At 61.8% G+C, this 19,962-nt stretch carries 15 protein-coding genes; 12 read left to right on the forward strand and 3 right to left on the reverse strand.

The annotated features are described in order from the left end of the window. Positions 1-7: 7 nt before the first annotated feature. From ODJ80_RS05500 to recG, 8 genes are all read left to right on the forward strand, one after another. Entirely contained in the window at positions 8-940 is a 933-nt protein-coding gene (locus ODJ80_RS05500) for an aminoglycoside 6-adenylyltransferase (RefSeq protein ID WP_263041248.1), read from the forward strand. Further along, positions 937-1,707 (forward strand): TIGR00282 family metallophosphoesterase, encoded by a 771-nt coding sequence (locus tag ODJ80_RS05505; protein ID WP_263041249.1) that lies wholly within the window; start codon positions 937-939, stop codon positions 1,705-1,707. The genes ODJ80_RS05500 and ODJ80_RS05505 overlap by 4 nt, the downstream gene beginning before the upstream one ends. A gap of 222 nt (positions 1,708-1,929) precedes the next feature. After that, positions 1,930-3,801, forward strand: a complete 1,872-nt coding sequence (locus tag ODJ80_RS05510; RefSeq protein WP_263041250.1) for a hypothetical protein — start codon at positions 1,930-1,932, stop codon at positions 3,799-3,801. Positions 3,802-3,843: 42 nt separating this feature from the next. Then, positions 3,844-4,326 (forward strand): hypothetical protein, encoded by a 483-nt coding sequence (locus ODJ80_RS05515; RefSeq protein ID WP_263041251.1) that lies wholly within the window; start codon positions 3,844-3,846, stop codon positions 4,324-4,326. Further along, positions 4,292-4,780 (forward strand): hypothetical protein, encoded by a 489-nt coding sequence (locus ODJ80_RS05520; RefSeq protein WP_178864785.1) that lies wholly within the window; start codon positions 4,292-4,294, stop codon positions 4,778-4,780. Before ODJ80_RS05515 ends, ODJ80_RS05520 begins: the two co-directional genes overlap by 35 nt. Before the next feature lie 160 nt (positions 4,781-4,940). Continuing rightward, the gene (locus ODJ80_RS05525) at positions 4,941-6,632 is read left to right on the forward strand and encodes a DAK2 domain-containing protein (protein ID WP_263041252.1); all 1,692 of its coding nucleotides are present in this window, start codon (positions 4,941-4,943) and stop codon (positions 6,630-6,632) included. Between the two features lie 89 nt (positions 6,633-6,721). Then, positions 6,722-7,234, forward strand: a complete 513-nt coding sequence (locus ODJ80_RS05530; protein WP_263041253.1) for an AAA family ATPase — start codon at positions 6,722-6,724, stop codon at positions 7,232-7,234. Positions 7,235-7,255: 21 nt separating this feature from the next. Further along, a complete protein-coding gene (gene recG / locus ODJ80_RS05535; protein ID WP_263041254.1) occupies positions 7,256-9,295 on the forward strand; it encodes an ATP-dependent DNA helicase RecG in 2,040 nt (679 codons plus the stop codon). Positions 9,296-9,407: 112 nt separating this feature from the next. On the opposite strand, the gene ODJ80_RS05540 is transcribed toward recG, so the two are convergent. Further along, positions 9,408-10,994, reverse strand: coding sequence for a D-alanyl-D-alanine carboxypeptidase family protein (locus ODJ80_RS05540; RefSeq protein ID WP_263041255.1), 1,587 nt, complete (start codon positions 10,992-10,994; stop codon positions 9,408-9,410). A 267-nt stretch (positions 10,995-11,261) separates the two neighbouring features. Here ODJ80_RS05540 and ODJ80_RS05545 point away from each other — a divergent pair, with 267 nt between their 5' ends. The 3 genes from ODJ80_RS05545 to ODJ80_RS05555 all read left to right on the forward strand — a co-directional run bounded on the left by ODJ80_RS05545 (position 11,262) and on the right by ODJ80_RS05555 (position 15,925). After that, positions 11,262-12,386 carry an exonuclease SbcCD subunit D gene (locus tag ODJ80_RS05545; RefSeq protein ID WP_263041256.1) on the forward strand — a complete coding sequence of 375 codons (1,125 nt, stop codon included), beginning with the start codon at positions 11,262-11,264 and terminating at the stop codon, positions 12,384-12,386. 21 nt (positions 12,387-12,407) lie between these two features. Beyond that, positions 12,408-15,155 carry an SbcC/MukB-like Walker B domain-containing protein gene (locus ODJ80_RS05550; RefSeq protein ID WP_263041257.1) on the forward strand — a complete coding sequence of 916 codons (2,748 nt, stop codon included), beginning with the start codon at positions 12,408-12,410 and terminating at the stop codon, positions 15,153-15,155. A 77-nt stretch (positions 15,156-15,232) separates the two neighbouring features. Then, the gene (locus tag ODJ80_RS05555; RefSeq protein ID WP_178864779.1) at positions 15,233-15,925 is read left to right on the forward strand and encodes an MBL fold metallo-hydrolase; all 693 of its coding nucleotides are present in this window, start codon (positions 15,233-15,235) and stop codon (positions 15,923-15,925) included. 63 nt (positions 15,926-15,988) lie between these two features. On the opposite strand, the gene ODJ80_RS05560 is transcribed toward ODJ80_RS05555, so the two are convergent. Beyond that, the gene (locus ODJ80_RS05560) at positions 15,989-17,761 is read right to left on the reverse strand and encodes a putative polysaccharide biosynthesis protein (RefSeq protein WP_263041258.1); all 1,773 of its coding nucleotides are present in this window, start codon (positions 17,759-17,761) and stop codon (positions 15,989-15,991) included. Positions 17,762-17,907: 146 nt separating this feature from the next. On the opposite strand from ODJ80_RS05560, the gene ODJ80_RS05565 reads away from it, so the two are divergent. Continuing rightward, positions 17,908-18,738, forward strand: coding sequence for a MerR family transcriptional regulator (locus ODJ80_RS05565; RefSeq protein ID WP_263041259.1), 831 nt, complete (start codon positions 17,908-17,910; stop codon positions 18,736-18,738). Here ODJ80_RS05565 and mutY read toward each other — a convergent pair. After that, complete coding sequence (gene mutY / locus ODJ80_RS05570) at positions 18,735-19,796, reverse strand: A/G-specific adenine glycosylase (protein ID WP_263041260.1); 1,062 nt, start codon at positions 19,794-19,796, stop codon at positions 18,735-18,737. The genes ODJ80_RS05565 and mutY overlap by 4 nt on opposite strands. Positions 19,797-19,962: the final 166 nt, after the last annotated feature.

Here is a 19,962-nt window from a genome sequence, read left to right on the forward strand (position 1 = left end):
AATGGCAATGCGCAGCGAACGGGAAATGTATGAACTCATCCTGGGCTATGCGGAGCAGGACCCCCGGGTGCGAGGGGTGATCTTAAACGGTTCCCGGGCAGACCCCAACCGGCTGCTGGATTCGTTCCGGGACTATGACATCGTCTACCTGGTGGCCGACGTGGGGCCCTATAAAAGCGGGGATATCTCCCCCGCCTTTGGCGAAATGCTGGTGATGCAGCGCACCGATGAATCGGAGCTGTATGACGAACACCTGCCCCACGCCGCTGTCTACCTGATGCAGTTTGCCGACGGCAACCGCATCGACCTGACCATCGCCCGGAAGGAGGATTACCGGGGCTACTGCTTTGACGACCGGCTGAGCATGGTCCTTTTGGACAAGGACGGCTTCCTGCCATCCCTGCCTCCCCCGGCGGACCTGTCCTACGGGGTGGAAAAGCCCAGTGCCCGGGTGTTTCAGGAGTGCCGCAACGAGTTCTGGTGGACGGCGCCCTACGTCTCCAAGGGGCTGTGGCGGGGCCAGCTGCTGTACGCCCAGCACCACCTGGAAACCTGTACCCGAGAGACCCTGCGGCTGATGCTGTGCTGGCAGGCCGGCGCCCAGCAGGGATTTCCTGTATATCCCGGCAAAGCGGGCGAGGGCCTGAAAAGGTATCTTCCTCCCGAGGTTTGGGAACGCTACTGTTCCACCTATGTCCCCTGCCAGCGGGAGGCCCTGTTCCAGGCGCTTTCCACCGCCTGCCAGCTGTTCACCCAGGCCAGCCGGAAGGCGGCCGAAACCCTGGGATATTCCTGGCAAGACCGCTGGGACGAGACGGTGCCCCGGTTTATGGCGGAGACCCAGAGGGACATCGCCGCCCTGCCCCTGGCGGAGGGCTGGGGGGAAGAGCTTTCCCGGCAGATCCAAGCACACGAGAGGAGAAAGGAGCAAGAGCCTTGAATATTTTGTGCATCGGCGATGTGGTAGGCAGCGTGGGCTGCCAGTTTTTGCGGGCCCATCTGCCCGCCTTAAAAAGGGCCAAGGGAATCGACCTGGTCATTGCCAATGGGGAAAACTCGGCGGACGGCAACGGCGTCACCCCTGCCTCGGCGGAATACCTGCTGGACAGCGGCGTGGACGTGATCACCACCGGCAACCACAGTTTCCGCCGCAGGGAGAGCTATGAGCTGTACGACACCTGCGAGACGTTGCTGCGCCCGGCCAACTATCCAGCCGCCGCGCCGGGCCGTGGCCTGTGCGTGGTGGACATGGGCCGGGTGCGGGTGGCGGTCATCAACCTGATGGGCACGGTCTATTTGGAGAGCCTGCGCTGCCCCTTCGAGACCTTGGACGCCCTGCTGAAGACCCCGGACCTGCCCAAGCTGTGCATCGTGGACTTCCACGCGGAGGCCACCGGGGAAAAGCGGGCCCTGGGCTTTTATGCCGACGGCCGGGTGACGGCCCTGTTCGGCACCCACACCCATGTGCCCACCGCTGACGAGTGCCTGCTGCCCCACCACACGGGCTACATCACCGACGCAGGCATGACCGGCGTGGTGGACTCCGTGCTGGGGGTAAAGCCGGAAATCATCATCGGCAAGCTGCGCACCAAAATGCCCGCCCGGTTCGACCTGGCCAAGGGCCCCTGCAAAATGGACTGCGTGCTCTTCTCCGCCGACGAGCGCACCGGCCTGTGCACCAGCGTGGAGCGAATGACTATCCTTTGATCCTTTCAGCAGTATAGACCAAGACATCCGGTTTTCCCGGATGTCTCTTTTTTATGCCCTTTGGAGCTTCAAGAAATATCTAAAAACAAAGATTACACATCTGTCTTTTTAGTTAAAATTCTGTAACACTCCTTTACATTTGCCCCTCTCCACAGTAGAATAAGAATGGATAGGTGTCCTGTGCGAAAGGACAAACATCGCGTTGAGAAAGGAGTGGCTGTGATGAAAAGACGTTGGAGAACACGTTTCTGGACCCTTCTGCTGGCATGGCTGATGCTGGCAGTCTCTTTGAGCGGCTGCGGGCCGGAGGAGGGCGCTTCCAGCGAGGAGAGCCAGGCCCCGGCTGCGGAGGGCAGCTCCCTCTTCGCCTTCGACCCCGCTGAGATCCGCTCCATCGAGCTGTGCTCCTCCGGGAACATCGACAGCTCCATCGAGCTGGAAAACCGCTGGCAGATCCAAGACATGGTGGAGCTCATCAACGGCTTCACCTACACCTCCTCAAAGGAGATCCCCCCTTCCTCCGGCTGGTCATACAGAATCACCCTGCACACCGACACCTGGAGCGAGGGCTTCACCTTCCAGCCGGAGTCCAACTCTGTGCTCCTGGATTCCACCCTGTATTACGGGCCGGAGGGGTATTTTCAGGAGCTAGGGGATATCACCGATGGCAGGGTCTGGCTCCACTACTACGACCTGGATCCGGAGGACATCTCCTCCATCTCCTTTGACAAGACGATCGGCGACCGAGAGGACATCGAGACCGTTGTGGAATACCTCAATGGGTTCACCTACCGCACCGTGGCAGACTCCGTGCCGGAGGAAGAACGGCACAACTGGATGCACCTGCAGGGCCCGGACGGCAGCTTCTCCTTGTGCTTCGGCTCCTACTTCATCCGGGACACCAGCGGCCCGGTGGACCGGTTCTACTGCGGCGAGCGGGACTATTTCGCCCCGCTGCTAGAATTTTTGCGGGAGGCGGAAGACTCCCAGCCCGAAACGACGGCCCCCGCCCCCGGCCCCACGGCCACGCCCCAGCCGGCCCGCTCCAATCCCCTGTTCCAGCTGGAGGAGGGGCAGGTGAAGGCCATGCGCATCCGCCGGTGCGACCCCCGGGCAGAGACGGTGGAGCTCACGGGACAGGAGCTGCAAGACGCCATCGTGCTGCTCAACGGGTTCACCTATGAGGAGTTCACGGATGAGACCCGCAGCTCCACTCCCTTCCCTATGGAGTACGCATACGAGCTGGAGATCGAGGAACGGGACGGGGAGCTCACCTGTGTGACCCTGGGCAGCCGGGTGGTGGAAGAGGAGCTTTACAACAACACGGTGCTCTACACGGGAGAGGAGGACTACTTCCGTCCCCTGCTGAACTTGGCCGACGCCGCCCTGCTCCCGGCGGGGACGCCGCTGCTCCACTATGAGGCCGAGAAGATTCAGTCCGTCCGCTTCTCCCTCTCTCACGGGGAATTCATGCTGACGGACCGGGAGGAGATCGAAAAGATCGTGGAGCTGCTCAACGCTTTCCCCTTTGAGAGTGCCCACATGGAGAGCGAGCTTTCCGCCCCGCCGGAGGAGACCCATTCCATCTTTCTCTGGGGGGACCCTGACGGCGCCGCCGAGGATATCCTGAATATCCTGGAGGTCACCTCAAACGGGATCTCCTACTACGCCGGCCACGGGACCGACTTCTGGCTCTTTGGGGAAGAGGGATATTTCGATCCCCTCATCCAGTGGGAGGAACGGTTCCAAACGGACCTGCCCTGTGAGCTTGACCCGGAGCAGGTGACGGAGATCCAGCTGTACGGCGACGGAAAGAGCACCCGTATCACCAAGCCAGAGGAGATCCAAAGGGCCGTGGAGCTGTTCAACACCTTCACCCCCACGGAGAGCCGCACCGTCGAAGAGCTGGACCGGGCGGAGCTCCTCTCCTTCTGGATCACCGTGGAGAACGAGCTGGGCACCCTGATGATCCGGGGGGACTTTGACGGCAGCCATCTCTGCCAGGACGAAGGCGGCGGAGCTATCGTCCACACCGGCCAGCCCGGCCACTTCGGCCCCCTTCTGGCACTGTATGAAGACGGGGTGCCGCTGTAAACTTTGGTTTTTCCTTTGTTGCGTAGATACAGGGGATAAACGATGCAATCTGAATCGAACACCGCTTTCCGCAAACGTCTGTTGAAAGCATTGGCCGCCCTGGGGATCTTCGCCTTTTTGCTGTGGGAGATCCTGTACACCTGGTTTTTCGACAAGCGTTTGTTCCACATCGACCCGGAACAAGTTACCGCCGTGAGACTGAGCGTTACTCACTACTATGAAGAGTTCATCACGGACCGGGAAGAGATCGAGGAGATGGTGGACCTTCTAAACGGCTTTACCTACCGGCGAATGGATGCCGCATACGGGCAGTTTGCAGGCGCCGGCGGTCCCGGGATCGGGATCTATCAGGAGAATGGCGAGAACATTGGATTCATCTTCAACCCCAATGCCGTGCGGTTTAGCTGGGAAGGGGTCCAAGTCGCTTATTACGGCCCCGATGGGTACTTTCAAGAGCAGATCGACTATCTTTCTGAAAGGGTGGGACGCGATGTGGCACTCAAAGACCGGCCCCGTGAAAACTGAAAAGCCCGTACAGCGCCGCCTGATCCGGGCGTACATTTGCCTGCTTCTGGCCCTTTTGATCTTGGCAGGCGTCTTCGTCTGGCGCTACACTGCCACCCATGTGTACTTCATCCTCCCTTCCTCTGTCAGCTATATCGAGGTGCAGAGCGTCACCTCCTACGCAAAGCTGGAAGAGCGGGAGGAGATCGAGGCGGCGGTCCGGCTGATCAACCGTTTTGCCTATTCCTCCCGGGAGGAGCTGCCGCCCCTGGGGGGCGAAGGGGTGCGGGTCACGGTGCACTACTATGGCGAAAGATTGGCTTTCAAAGGGGTGAGGTTCAGCCTCGGCACCGACCCGGAAACGGGCCAGGACTACCTCCGCAAGAACAATGAGGACGGCAGCATCACGGAGTATTTTGGCCCTCCGGGCTATTTCCAGCCCCTGCATGACCTGTTGGAAGACGGCGGAGCCTGAAGATCCACCTGTTTTGCCCCGCCCTGCCGGGTCCTTCCGGCGGGGCGGGGCATTTTAGACGAGATTTTCAGAAATCAGCGGGGAACGATTGTATTTTTTAAAAATCTGTGATAAACTAGTTAAAAGATATGCCATCTATCTCTTGAAGGGTGTGTTTACCGTGATTTTAGGTTCCCAACTGAAAAATGCCATTATATCCGGTTCCAACAACATTTCCAAGTACAAAAAGCAGATCAACGAGCTGAACATCTTCCCCGTGCCCGACGGCGACACCGGCACCAACATGTCCATGACCATCGGCGCCGCCGCTGAGGAGATGCGGAAGCTGGAGGACTCCGCCACCGCTGCCCAAGTGGCGAAAAAGGCCGCTTCCTCCATGCTGCGGGGGGCCCGGGGCAACTCCGGCGTCATCCTGTCCCTGCTGTTCCGGGGCATCTCCAAGGGCCTGGAGGAGAAGGAGGAGATCGCCGCCCAGGACCTGGTAGAAGCCCTGGAGCTGGGCGTGGAAGAGGCCTATAAGGCCGTGATGAAGCCCACCGAGGGCACCATCCTCACTGTGGCCCGGGTGGCCGCCGAGCGGGGCCGGGAAGCCCTGGAGCTGGGCAGCGACCCCATCCAGGTGTGGGACGCCGTGTGCATGGGCGCCGCCGACGCCCTGGAGGAGACCCCAGAGCTGCTGCCCGTGCTGAAAAAAGCCGGTGTGGTGGATGCCGGCGGACAGGGCCTGTGCCTGATCTTCGAGGGCATGCTCAGTGTGTTCCGCAGCGGCATTGTGCTGGAGTGCGGCCTCTCCGAGGAGGAGAAGGCCGAGGAGACCGCCGAGTTCTTCCGCAACGTGGCGGCGGAGTTCGACAGCGAGATCAACTTCACCTACTGCACGGAGTTCGTGGTGGGACGGGACCCAGAGGTCCAAAAGGACCCCCTGGACCTGCGGCTGTTCCTGGAGACCATTGGCGACTGCGTGGTGGTGGTGGATGATGACGAGATCATCAAAACCCATGTGCATACAGAAAATCCCGGCGACGCGTTGCAGGCCGCCCTGCAGTATGGCCAGCTGCTCACCGTAAAGATTGAGAACATGAAGGAACAGCACCGCAAGGCCGCAGAGGAGAACGAGGCCCAGAAGGCCGCTGCCGCCCAGGCACAGCCCCAGCCCGAAAAGGCCAAGCTGGAGCCCCAAGAGCCCACCGAGGAAATGGGCTTTATCTCTGTGGCGGCGGGCGACGGGCTCAAGAGCCTGTTCACGGACCTGGGCTGCGCCAATGTGGTCAGCGGCGGCCAGACCATGAACCCCTCTACCGAGGACCTGCTGGAGGCGGTGCTGGCCACCCCCGCCAAGAAGGTATTCATCCTACCCAACAACAAGAACATCATCATGGCCGCAGAGCAGACTGTGCCCCTGGCCACCGACCGGGAGGTCATCGTCATCCCCACCCGGACCATCCCCCAGGGCCTTTCCGCCATGCTGGCCTTTGACCCGGACTCTGACGCTGAAACCAACCAAGAGGCCATGCTGGAGGCTGCCGGCAACGTGGACACCGGCCTGGTGACCTTTGCCGCCCGGGATTCCGAGTACGGCGGGCACACCATCCGCCACGGGGACATCTTGGGCCTAAAAAACGGCAAGCTGGAATATATCGAGAAGGACCCGGTCAGCGCCTGCGTGCGTGTGGCCCGTTCCTTTGCCAACAAGCACACCTCTTTCATCACACTGATCTATGGCGAAGGCATCACTCAGGAGCAGGCCGAGGAGGCCAAGCGCACCCTGGAGAGCAAGCTCCACTCGGATGTGGAGATCACCCTGGTCAACGGTGGCCAGCCGGTGTATTTCTTCATTATCAGCGTGGAGTGAACAAGGCCCTTATACCGGACCGCATGAAGAAACCTTTCTTTCCGGAAAGGTTTCTTTTTGTCCGCCCAGAAGACGGAACGGAGGCGCGTATGAAGCTCTATATCACGGGGCCGGTGGGCAGCGGGAAAACCACCCTGGCCCGGCAGCTCTCTCAAAAAACCGGGGTTCCCTGCTTCCACCTGGACCAGGTGGCCCACGAACCGGACCCGGACCGTCCCGGCGGCAACCGGAAGCGGCCGGAGGAAGAGCGGGACGCAATGTTCCGTTCCATTCTGGAACAGGAGGACTATATCCTAGAAGATACAGGCCGGGCCTGTTTCATTGCAGGGATGGAGCAGGCAGACCGGGTTGTATTGCTGGAGCCCCCTCCCCTGCTGCGGCGGAAACGGGTGGTGGCCCGGTGGCTGCGGCAGAACCTGGGCCTGGAGGCCTGCGCCTACCGCCCCACCTTTGCCATGCTGCGCAGCATGTTCCGCTGGAGCCGGGAGTATGAGAACGGCCGGGACGGGGTGCGGGCGCGGGCGGCCCAGTTTCCGGAAAAGCTCACGGTGCTCCGCAGCAAAAAAAACATCCGGCGCTGGATGCGGGACCTGGAACACTGACTGGGAGAAAGGAGGTCCGCCATGCCATCCCTGTTTGAAATGGATATCCAAAAGCTGAAGGGCGTGGGGGAAAAGCGGAAAAAGCTCTTCGAGAAGCTGGGCGCCCCCACCGTGGGGGACCTGCTGCGGCTCTACCCCCGGGCCTATGAGGACTGGAGCCTCCACACGCCCATTCAGGAGACTGTTCTCAACGAGGTGGCGGTGGTGAAGGCCACGGTGCTCCACAAGCCCACAGAGACCCGGGTGCGGGGGGGCATGACCCTGTATAAGACCCGGGTGACCGACGGTGAGAGCGACATGGCCCTGACCTTCTTCAACAACAAGTACATCCCCTCCATGCTGCGGGAGGGCCAGGTCTACCTGTTCCGAGGCAAGGTGACGGGCACCCTGCTCCGGCGGGAGATGCTCTCCCCGGAGTTTCTGCCAGAGGCCAAGGAGCTCCGCATCCAGCCGGTGTATCCGGCCACGGCGGGGCTCTCCTCCCGGCAGATCGGTGCGGCGGTGCAGCACGCCCTCTCCCTGCTGCCGGAGCGCATCCACGACCCCCTGCCGGACAAGCTGCGGGAGAAGTATCACCTGTGCACCCTGCGCTACGCTTTGGAGACCATCCACTTTCCCAAAAATCAAGAGGAAATCACTGCCGCCCGGTTCCGGCTGGCCTTTGAGGAGTTCCTCGTCCTGCAGCTGGGACTGCTGCGCATTAAAAGCGGCCGGAAGCAGGAGAACCTGCACCCCGTCCCCGGGGAATTTCCCGAGGGCTTTGCCCGGCTGCTGCCCTTCCAGCTGACCGGGGCCCAGCGCCGGGCCATCACCGAGGCGCTGGAGGACATGGCGGGGGACTCCCCCATGAACCGGCTCATCCAGGGGGACGTGGGCAGCGGCAAGACCGCAGTGGCCGCCGCCCTGTGCTGGGCGGTCATCCAGAACGGCATGCAGGCGGCCTTAATGGCCCCCACGGAGATTTTGGCGGCCCAGCACTATCAGTCTCTCAACGCCCTGCTGGAGCCCGCCCACATCGCCTGCGCCCTGCTCACCGGCTCTGTAAAGCAGGCGGAAAAGAAAAAGATCTACCAGGCCCTGGCCGATGGGCGCATCCAGCTGGTCATCGGCACCCACGCTCTGCTTTCGGAAAAGGTGGAATTCGCCAACCTGGGGCTGGTCATCACCGACGAGCAGCACCGGTTTGGGGTGGGGCAGCGGTCCGCCCTGGCCCAGAAAGGCGCATCCCCCCACCTGTTGGTGATGAGCGCCACCCCCATCCCCCGCACCTTGGCGCTGATGGTCTATGGGGACCTGGATATCTCCGTGCTGGACGAGCTGCCCCCCGGGCGGCAGAAGATCGAGACCTATCTCATCGGCCCAGCCAAGCGGGACCGGGCCTTCGGCTATGTGCAGAAACACCTGGACCAGGGCCGCCAGGGCTACCTCATCTGCCCCCTGATTGAAGAGGACGAGAGCGGCATGCAAAGCGTAACCCAATACGCCGCGCTGGTAGAAAAGGCGTTCCCCAGTGCCTCCGTGGGCGTGCTCCACGGGCGGATGAAGCCCGCGGAAAAAGAACAGGTGATGGCCTCTTTTTCCCGGGGGGAGACCCAGCTTCTGGTTTCCACCACTGTGGTGGAGGTGGGCGTGGACGTGCCCAACGCGGTCATCATGGTAATCGAGAACGCGGAACGGTACGGGCTCTCCCAGCTGCACCAGCTGCGGGGGCGCATCGGCCGGGGGCAGCATCAGTCCACCTGCATCCTCATCACCGGCGCTCAGGGGGAAGAAACTCTCAAACGGCTCAAGCTGTTCCGAGACACCAGCGATGGATTTAAAATTGCCGAGGCAGACCTGAAGCTGCGGGGCCCAGGGGACTTCTTTGGCCAGCGCCAGCACGGCCTGCCCCAGCTGAAGATCGCCGACATGACCACGGACATGGAAGTCCTGCGCCAGGCCCAGGCCTGCGCCAAGGAGCTGCTGGCCCAAAACGCTTTGGAGCAGCCGGAGTACAAGGGCCTGCGGGGGGAAATCCGAAGGCTGTTTGCCAAAACCGGCGGCGAAGACGTGGTGCTGTAAGCTGCCGCTGCCCGGCAGCTAAATGGCGGCTGTCCTTCCCGAAAACGGAAAACATTGCGCGAGAAAGGGCCCCAAAGGGGCCCTTTCTCAATATTCCGCGGCGGGCAGCTGGTCACAGATCCCGGTGGCGGCGCACCCGGCGCAGCTGCTTCTGTTTTCTCCGGTACAGCAGGATCAGGATGATATACACAATCACCAGCAGCAAAATAATCCCCATGATGAGCAGGAACCAGGGCGAAGTGAGCACCGAGGTCCCCTGGCTGATAAAGGAGAGCATCTCACTGCGGGAAACGGACTCGGCAGCCACCAGCGGCACCGTAGCGATCACCTCCCCGGCGTAACTCATGGTGGCGGTGCCCACCTGCTCTCCCTTTTCAATGGGGGCCTTCACGCTTTCCGGCTTATCCGTTTCCACAATAATGCTGGAGGAATCCACGCTGTCCGGCAGGATTACGGACACATTCTCCCCGGCCACCAGCTGCAGGGTGTCCTGCTTCCAGGCGTATTCCAAGGGCACGTCTGCCAAAACCTCCCCCTGGGCGGCAATGGTCTTGCTGGAAAGATTTAAAAAGGCCCATCGGAACAGGGAGGCCGCATCCAGCATTTCCCCGTGTACATCCGAATCCACTGAGGGGCACCCCAAGCAGCAGACAATGTAGGTATACCCCTCATAAGTGGCAGAGGCCACAATGCAGTAGCCCGCCTGGTCATGGGAGCCGGTTTTGATGCCGGTGGCATAGGAATAATAGTAAGAGCCCCCATCCGAGGCATAGTTGGTCAGCATGCGGTTGGTGGTGTTGGCAGAGCGGATGTCCTCCGGGTCCTGCTGCGGATAGTAATTATAGGTGGTGGTTCCGGTGATCTCTGTAAAATAGGGCAGGCTCATGGCATATTGGGTTATGGTGATCATATCCCGGGCACTGGAATAGTGATTCTCGTTGTGCAGGCCATGGGGATTGGTAAAGTGGGTGTTGGTACATCCCAGCTCTGCCGCCTTCTCGTTCATCAGCTGGACAAAATAGCTGCGGCCGGTGTAATCGCTGCCGTCAAACCCCTCTTCTCCATAGGCGGGGGCCACATAGCCGGCCTCCGCACTGGCCTGCGAGGCGCTGGAAGCCTCGGGGTCGTCGGCAGAGGCAGCCTCCTCTGAAGAGGGAGAAGCCTCAGAGCCCTCCTCCCCAGAAGCGCTTTCCTCTCCAGAGGACGCGCTCCCTTCCTGAGAAGAGGTGTCCAGCTTGCCCTCAGCGTAAAGCTGGTCCACATACTTGGCCAAGGTCAGGGCGGCGTTGTTGCCGGAGGGGACCATCATCAAATAGAGCATATCCAAGCCCGTGAAGGTCTCTCCCACGCTGAATTCCGCCACAGAGCTGCCGGTGCCCACCAGCTCATCCACCACGCTTTGGGGAATGGTGATGAGGGTGTTCTCAAGGTCAGGGATGGTTTCATAGGCCACAATATACGTCATAATCTTGGTAAGGCTGGCCATGGGAAGCTGCTCGTCGGCATTGTTGCTGTACACCACCGTATCCGTATCCAGGTTGAGCATAGAATAGGCCTTGCAGTGAGGGCCGTTGGGGTTGTTGGTCAAATCCTGATCCCAGCTGTATTCAAAGCCCTCGGCCGAGGCGGGAAGCGCCATGGCGCTGAGCAGGCAGAACACAGACAGCAGCGCCGCGGCAAATCGCTTGAGTTTCTTCATGGTCCAATTCCTTTCTATCGTCTATCGCTGTCTCCCCACCCCGCCCAAGCAGGGCTGGGCCCTATGCCGCTTTTGCTGCGGCCTCTCCCACAAGGCCAAGGGGTGGAGGCATCTCTTTTCATTCCCCGCCAAATATGGTACAATAGCAGGGAAACCAGTTTACCATAAACAGGAGTCCTTCCCATTGTACCCTATTTCACAGAAAAAGGAAAGCCTTTAATTCCCGCATTCCCCTGAATTCTCACAATTTTCAAAAAGGAGGCCTCTATGAAGCTGTTCCACACCTCAGATTGGCATTTGGGCCGGATGCTCTATGGCCGCAGCCTGCTTCAAGACCAACAGTGGTTCCTAGAGCAGGTCTTTCTTCCCGCTGTAGAGCGGGAGCGCCCCGCCTGCGTGCTGATTGCCGGGGATATCTACGACCGCCAGATCGCCCCCACAGAGGCCATCCGCCTGTTCGACGCCACCCTTTCCCGCCTGATGTCTCTGGGAACGAAGGTCTGCGTCATCTCCGGCAACCACGACGGCGCCGGCCGCATGGCCCTGCTGAAGCAGGCTTTAAGCCGCAGCGGCGTCTACTTTGCCACCGAGCTCTCCGATGCCCTCACCCCAGTGCTTCTGGAAGAGGGGGAAGAGCGGCTGCAGTTATTCCTCCTCCCCTATTTCGACACGGCCCAGGCCCGGGAATTTCTGGGGGACGGCTCTCTGCGGGGAGAGACCCCCTGCATGGAACGGCTGCTGGAACAGCTTCTTCCCCTGTTTGACCCAGAGGCGGGCCATGTGCTGCTCTCCCACTGCTTTGCCGCCGGCGCCCAAACCTCCGATTCGGAAAGCACCCTGTTTGTGGGCGGCAGCGGCCAGGTGCCCCCCTCCCTTTTCGACCCCTTCGATTACGCCGCCCTGGGGCATCTGCACGGCCCTCAGCCGGCGGGGAAAAAGGGCAGGTACTCCGGCTCGCCCCTCAAATATTCCGTGGACGAGGAGCGCCAGCGGAAGGGGTATATCCAATTGGAATGGGACGGGGCAAAAATGTCCCAAGAGTTCGTCCCCTGCTCTCCCCTGCGGGACGTGCGCCGGGTGAAGGGCTTGTTTGAGGACCTGCTGCGGGCCGGGGAAGAGCACCCCTGCCAGGATTATGTAGAGCTGGTGCTGGAGGACAGCGCCCCTGTCATGCTGGCGGCAGAGCGGCTGCGCCCCTTTTACCCCAACCTGCTGTCCGTAAGCAACCTGTGGATGGCCGCCACTGTCACGGGGGAGCGGGCCGCCAAGCTGAAGGGACAGAACGAGCGGACCGTGCTCACCTCTTTCCTGAAAGAGGTGTGCGGCACAGAGGCGGAGCCCCAGGACCTGGCCCTGTTCCAGGAGGTGCTGGAAGAGCTCCGCGCGGAATGACGGAAGAAAGGAGGGCGGTGAATGCGTCCCCTGCGTTTGCTGCTGCAGGCCTTCGGGCCCTATTTGGATCGGACGGAGCTGGATCTGACCCAGTTCCAAGAGCATGGGCTGTTCCTCATCACCGGCCCCACCGGCGGCGGGAAGACCTCCCTGCTGGATGCCATGAGCTTTGCCCTGTACTGCCGGGCCACCGGCGGGCGGCGCAGTTTTGCCGCCATGCGGTGCATGAGCGCCCCAGAGGACCTGCCCACCCTGGTGGAACTCGACTTCTCCCTGCAGGGGGAGACCTACCGGTTCCGCCGCAGCCAATACACCTACCGCAAGCGGAACAAGGAAACCGAGCTGCGGGAATCTCACGAGTGCTTCCAGTGGAAGGAGGGGGACTTCCAGCTGCTGGAAAGCGGCAGTGAAAGCGCCGTGCGCCGCCGGGCCGAGGAACTGCTGCACCTGACCTGTGAGCAGTTTTCCCAGGTGATTGTATTGCCCCAGGGGGATTTTCTGCGCCTGCTGCGGGCCAATTCCAAGGATAAGGGAGAAATGCTTAAGACCCTGTTCTCCGCCGGGCTTTGGCGGCAGGTGACGGACCGCCTCCACCAACGGACCCGGTCCCTGGAGGAGCAGACCGGCCGTTTGTCCGCCATGCGGGAATCCTTCCTGCGAAAAGAGCAGGCGGAAAGCACGCCAGAGCTGGAGGGAAAAGCCGCAGCCCTGGCCCAGCGGGAACAGGCCCTGCAGCAGGAGGCTTCGGACCTCTCTAAAACACTGGAGGAATCTCAAAGCCTGCTGCAGGCCGCAGAAACCTACTCCCGGCTGGAGGCGGCCTGCCAAGAGGCAGAAACGGCGCAGGAGCAGGCCCTGGCCGCCTGGAAGGAAACCGAGCGGGAAGCGCCCCTGCTCCAGCAAAAGCGGGAACAGGCCCAAGTCCTGCGGGAGCAGGCTGTGGCAGTAGCTCAAGAGCAAACACAGCTCTCTCAGCAGCGGGAAGAACTGCACAGGGCGAAAACAGCCGCGGCACAGGCCGCTTCTGCCCGAAAGCAGGCCCAGGCTAAGAAACAGGAACTGGAGGGGCTGCAGCGCCAGGGCGAGGCCCTCTCCCTGCGGATGGAAAAAGGGAGGACCTTCTTAAAGACCTGTGAGGAAGCCGCCGCGCGGCTTCCCGCCCTGCTGGAGCGCCGCCAGGCCTTGGAAAAGCTCACCGCTGCCTGGGAAGAGCTCTCCCGCCGGAAGCAGCGGGAGCAGGAGGCCCGGTCCGCCTGGGCTGCCGCACAGCGGGGGGAAGAACAAAAGCAGCTCCTGCTGGAGACGCTCGCCCAGCGGCTGGAGCGCCAGGAAGCCCTGCTGCGGAAAAACGCCGCCTTGGACCTGTCCCATCGCCTGCGGGAGGGGGAGCCCTGCCCGGTGTGCGGCTCTTTGGAGCACCCCGCCCCCGCCCAGGGGGAGGAAGCCGTCCTGGCTCCCCAGCAGCTGGAGGCCCTCCGCCAGGAGGAGCGGACCGCTCGCCAGGCCCAGGTGCAGGCCGCCGCTTTGGCCGGCTCCCGAAAGCTGGAAGTCCAGCAGGCCCAAGAGGCCTCCCGGCAGCAGCAGGCCCTTTGGGAAGAGGCCTCCCGGGCGGCGGAAGGGCTTTCCGGAGAGGAGGCTGCCCGTCAGCTAGAGGATCTCAAAGCGCAGGCCGAGGCTGCCCGGCGGGACGCTCTCCGGCTGGAGGCTGCCAAAGAAAAGCTGCACGCCCTGGAGAAGGAGCGGGACGCCTGCGCCGCCGGCGGGAACGCCCTGCGGGAGCAGCTTTCCGCCCTGGCCGCCCAAGGGGAGGAGCTGGAACGCCAGGCGCAGGCGTCCCAAAAAGCGCTGGCCGGCCTGGACCAAAAAACCTTGGAGGCCGCTATCCTGCAAAAGCGCCAGGAATACGATTTCAAAGAGAGGGAGGCGGCCCGGCTCCTCAAGGAGGCCCAGGAGCAGGAGGCCCAGCGGGAACGGGCCAGAACTGCCCTAAACCTCTCCCAGCAGGCCTTGGAAAAAGCCCAGGCCCAGTGGAAGGCTTTCCCCGTCCCCTGGAAAGAGCGCCCCCTGATCTCCGCCCTGCGGCAGGAATATCAAACCCTGCGTGAAAAAAGCCTGGCCTGCCGGGAGGAGCTGGGCAAGGCCTCCAGCGCCCTGCAGGCTCTGCGCGCCTCTCTGGAGGAGGTGCGCGGGCTGGACCGGGAGCTTTCCCAGCTGGAGGGGAACTACGCCCGGGCAGCCCGTCTCTCCAAACTGCTCTCCGGCGCGAACCCCCTGAAAATGCCCATTTTGCAGTATGTGCTCAGCGTCATGCTGGAGGAGGTCCTCGTCAGTGCCAACCACTTCTTCGCCGCCCTCAGCCGGGGGCGCTACGCCCTGCGGCTGATGGAGGGCCCCAAGGGAGGCAACGCCCTGGGGGGGCTGGATTTGGAGGTGCTGGACGGCGCCTCTATGCTGCCCCGGTCCATTGAGACCCTCTCCGGGGGCGAACAGTTTTTGGCCTCCCTCTCCCTGGCCTTTGGGCTCTCGGACGTGGTGCAGAACCATTCCGGCGCGGTGCGGCTGGACTCCCTGTTCATCGACGAGGGCTTCGGCAGCTTGGACGGGGAAACCCTGGACACCGCCATGAAAGCCCTGGCCGCGCTGCAAAACAGCGGGCGGCTTATCGGGCTGATCTCCCATGTTTCCGAGCTGAAAAACAGAATTCCCTGCCGCATTGAGGTCACCCGGGACGCCGCCGGGTTTTCCCATGCCAGCCTCCGCGCGCAGTAAACCAGCCGGCCGCCAGGCATTTCAAAAAGCGCGGGTCCGCCCCCCGCAAAAGAATCAAGAAAGGATGGCACTTACTTATGAAAGTTACATTTCTCTACCACAGCTCCTACTTTGTGGAGATGGATACCTGCTGCCTGCTGTTCGATTATTACCAGGGGGACATCCCCCAGGTGGACAAGCCCCTGTATGTCTTTGCCAGCCACAGCCACGGGGACCACTTTTCCCCCGTCATTTTCCAGCTGGCCCAGGGTGGAAAAGAGGTCCACTATCTGCTCTCCGATGACATCTCTCCCTTGCAGGTGCCCAAGGAGCTGAAAAGCCAGGTGACCTTCCTGGCACCCTATGCCTTCTGCCAAGTGGGGGCGGTCCAAGTGGCCACGCTGCGTTCCACCGACATGGGGGTGGCTTTCCTCATCCAATGCGAGGGAAAGCGCCTTTACCATGCGGGGGACCTGAACTGCTGGGTCTGGGACGGGGCGCCCCGGTTTCAGAACGACCAGATGCGGGCCCTTTACCGCCAGGAGCTGCAGCTTCTTTCCGGCGGCAAGAAGATCGACGTAGCCTTTGTGCCCCTGGACCCCCGGCAGGAGGCGGACTTCGACCTGGGGATGAAGTACTTCTTCGAGGCGGCCGGGGCAGAGTATGTGTTCCCCATGCACATGTGGGGAGACTACTCTGTGGTGCCGCTGTTTAAATCCACCCCCACATACCGGGAGTACGCGCCCCATGTGATGGACGTCTCCCAGCCCGGCCAAACCTTTGAGATTTAAGCCGGGGACGGGAAAAGCGCCGGGGGACCTTCCCCGGCGCTTCTTTTTCCGTTCTATCCTGTTTTACCGCATGTGGCGCGGGACATACTTTCCCCGGCTCCGGGAAGGCGCCTTCCTCGCGGGAGGGGCCTTCCTTTCCTCTGAGGCTGCGCCGCTGGAGGCCGCTTTTTCCAGGGGAAGCTCCTCCTCCGGCAGCGGGGCTTCCCTCCGGCGGGGGGGCTCCTCCGGCTTCATGCGCAGCAGGCGGGCCAGCGTGTGGCCCTTGGGAAGCGCGGCCACGTCCTCGTAGCCCACGCCCTTAAACAGCACCGCGCACAGCGCGTAGACCAAGATGGCAACCAGAATGGCCGGAATCACGGCCACCCGGGGGCTGACCACCCAGGTGAGCAGCCAATAGGCCCCATAGGACACCGCCCCCATCACGGCGGAAGCCAGCACCAGCGGCAGAGCGGTCTTTACCACGCTGTCCATCTTGGGAAGGCTGCTGCGGAGGGCAAACACATTTAGCACCACCATCACCACATAGGAGACCACCGTACTGATGGCGGAGCCCATGGCCGCCACCTGGGGGATTCCAATGAGCACATAGGAAAGGACAATCTTTACCACACCGCCCACCGCCATGTCAATCACAGGCCGGGTGGCCCTGCCAAAGGACTGCAAAATGGCATTGGTGGTAAACAGCAGGCCGCTAAAGGCAATGGCCAGGCTGAGCATGGTCAGCAGGGGGGCGGCCTCTTTCGCCACCTCTGGCTGGTTGTACAGCAGCAGCTGGCAGATGGGCCTTGCGAAAATGGCCATGCCCACAGAAGAGGGCACCCCGATGAGCAGCGTCACCCGCAGGGCCATGGAGGAAATCTTGTCCACCTGGCGCTGGTTCTTAGAGGCGATGGCCCCCGAAAGGATCGGCAGAAGGCTGGTGGAGATGGGCACCACAAAGGCCCCCGGCAGGTCGAAAAACTTGCGGGCGTGGCCAATGGTGCCGTTCCACCAATCGGCCATTTCCTGGGTCAGGCCCGCCCCGGCCTGAAGCCGCTGCAGCAGGATGGCCCCGTCCACCGTGTCCAGCAGGCTTAAAAAGCAGGAGCCAATGGTAATGGGAACCGCGAAGCGGATCAGGTTCATCAGCATCTGCTTGCGAGAGGTGAGGATGGGTTCCTCCGCCCAGGCCTCCTTTTTATCCCGGCGGCTCTGAACAGCCTTGAAGCCCAGCAGATACATGGCGCCCAACGCGGCGCTGATGGAGACACCCACAATGGCCCCCACCGCCGCCCAACGGTCCGGGTCCTCTGAAACATTCTGAATGATGTAGAAGGCCAGCCCCACGCCGATGATGACCTTTGTCACCGCCTCGATAATTTGAGAGGTGGCAGTGGGCACCATGTTGGAACGCCCCTGAAAATAGCCCCGCAGGGAGGATTCCAGGGAGATGAAGAACAGCGTGGGCGCCAGGGCCATAATCGCGTAGTTGGAATCCGGGCTGCTGTACCACTGGGCAATCTGATCCGCGCCAAAGAACATCACAAGGCAGCCGAACAGCCCCAGCAGGAAGAACAGCCAAAAGGCCACAGAGAACACCCGGTCCGCCTCACGGCGGCGCCCCTGGGCGTACGCCGTGCCCACCATGCGGGAAACCGCCACCGGCAGGCCCGCTGTGGAGAGCATGAGGAACAGCCCGAAAATATTGTAGGCAATGTAGAAGTGGGACATGCCCTCTGGGGCCACAAAGTTGGCCAAGGGAATGGAGAACAAAAGCCCCAGCAGCTTCACAATCAAGGTGGAAGCAGAGAGGATAGCCGCCCCTTTCATAAAGCTCCGTTTGTTGTCTTGTGCCATAAGCACCCCCTGTAATTTGGACAGGCCGCCCTGGCGGCGGCCGTCCTGATCCCTCTTATCAATCAATAAGCGTATTGTATTATTTTACCCCAAAGAGCGGGAAAGGTCAACTTTCCCACAGAAAAACACCGGAAAGGAAGAGCCATATGCAGGATGAACGCGGCCTTTTATTTACCAGCGGGCAGTTTGCCAAGCTGTGCTCTACCACCAAAGAGACCCTGTTCCATTACGACAGCCTGGGGCTGCTAAAGCCTGCCAGGGTTCGGGAAAACGGCTACCGCTACTACACAGCCTCTCAGTTTTTTGACTTCGACCTCATCGCCGTCCTCCGCTCCGCGAGGTGCTCCCTCAGCGAAATCCGGGAATACATGGCGCACCGCGAGCCTCACGCCTTTGTCCAGCTGCTGCGGGAAACTGAGCGGAAGCTGCTTTTCGAGCAGCGAAAGCTGGAAAAAATGCGCCGCACCCTGCAAAACGGCAGAAATGCTGCCGAGGCCGCCCTGGCCGGGAAAACCGGCGTCCCCTGGCTGGAAGAGCTGCCCCAGGGCTTTTACATCGCCACCCCTGTGAAAGGGGAGATGAACACCGTGGGGGATGTGGTGCGCAACATGCAGGACCACATCACCTATTGCGACCAGAACCAATTGGGAGAAGAGCTTGCCATGGGTTCCATCGTCACAAAGGAATCCCTTTTGCAGGGCAGCTTTTGGGAAAGCTACTACTCCACCCGCATTTCCCAGCCGGTGTGTTCCCCCTGGCTGTACCAGCGCCCGGCGGGCCTCTACGCGTGCATGCTCCACAAGGGCCCTTACGAACGCCTGCCAGAAGCCTCCTATCCCCTGCTGCTGAATTTTATCCAAAAGCAGGGCTGCCGCATCTGCGGGGACGCCTTTGAAACCGACCTGCTCAGCTATCTGGGAACGGAAAACGAAGAGGATTTTATCCTCAAGCTGGAAATCCAGGTGGAGAGGCTCTAGCCCTTCAAACCCTCCTCGATAGATGGGAAAAACGCTTTGAAGGCCGAGGGCAGGGCATACCCCTCCCGCAGGTCCCCCGCGGTAACCCAGGTGAAACCGGACGCCTCCCCTGCCACCCGGGCTGTCCAGGCTGTCATATGCCACTCCACATGGGAAAACACATGCTTGGCCCGGGGCCCAGGGGACAACCCCTCCACCAGCTCTACCCCCTGGGAGAGAAGGAACTCCCGCGCCTGGTCCTGGGTCAGCGCCCCCTCTGTGGAAGGCAGCTCCCACAGGCCGGCCAGCAGGCCCTTGGCAGGGCGCTTGCGCAGGGCCATCTTTTTCCCGTGGAACAGCAGGAACACCGTGCGTTCCTCCACGCGGCGGGGCTTCGCCTTGGCCTTGACAGGCAGCTCCTGGGCTACGCCCCGGGCAAAGCCCAGGCAGACCTCCCGCAGGGGGCACAAAAGGCATTTGGGAGCCCCGCCCGGCAGGCAGACCATGGCCCCCAGCTCCATCAGGGATTGATTAAAGTCCCCCACCCGGGCGGGCAGCACCCCGGCCAGTTCCCCTTCCATCCGGCGCTTGACCTTGGGGTCCAGGATATTGTCCCTGCGGGCCAGCACCCGAGAGATGACCCGCAGCACGTTGCCGTCCACCGCAGGCACAGGAAGCTGGAACGCAATGGAAGCGATGGCCCCGGCGGTGTAGTCCCCCACTCCCGGCAGGGAGCGCAGCGCTTCAAAAGAGGCGGGAACCTGCCCTTGATAGCGCTCCACCACCACCTGCGCGGCCCTTTGCAGGTTGCGGGCCCGGCTGTAATACCCCAGGCCCTCCCAGAGCTTCAGCACCCGCTCTTCGGGGGCAGCCGCCAAAGCCTCCACTGTGGGGAACGCCTCTAAAAAGCGGTCATAATAAGGCTTTACCGCCTCCACCCGGGTCTGCTGCAGCATAATCTCCGACACCCACACCCGGTAAGGGGTGGGGTTTTCCCGCCAAGGCAGCACCCGGGCGCTGGCATCATACCAGGCGAGCAGCCGCACGGGCAGCTGGGCCAGCCGTTCTCTGTCCTCCATTGCTCTGTCTCCTTCCCTGTAAAAGGGCCTCCCGCGGGAGGCCCTTTCAGCCTGTCGAAAAAGGTCACCTTTTGGTGGCCTTTTTTCTCGTATTGAGAGAGAAAATGCGGTATAATGGTGTAGGGTGATAAAAATGCTGGTAAAGAACGCAGAAAATCGAGAGCAG

The organism is Acutalibacter sp. LFL-21 (genome assembly GCF_025630755.1).
Taxonomy (GTDB): domain Bacteria; phylum Bacillota; class Clostridia; order Oscillospirales; family Acutalibacteraceae; genus Acutalibacter; species Acutalibacter stercoravium.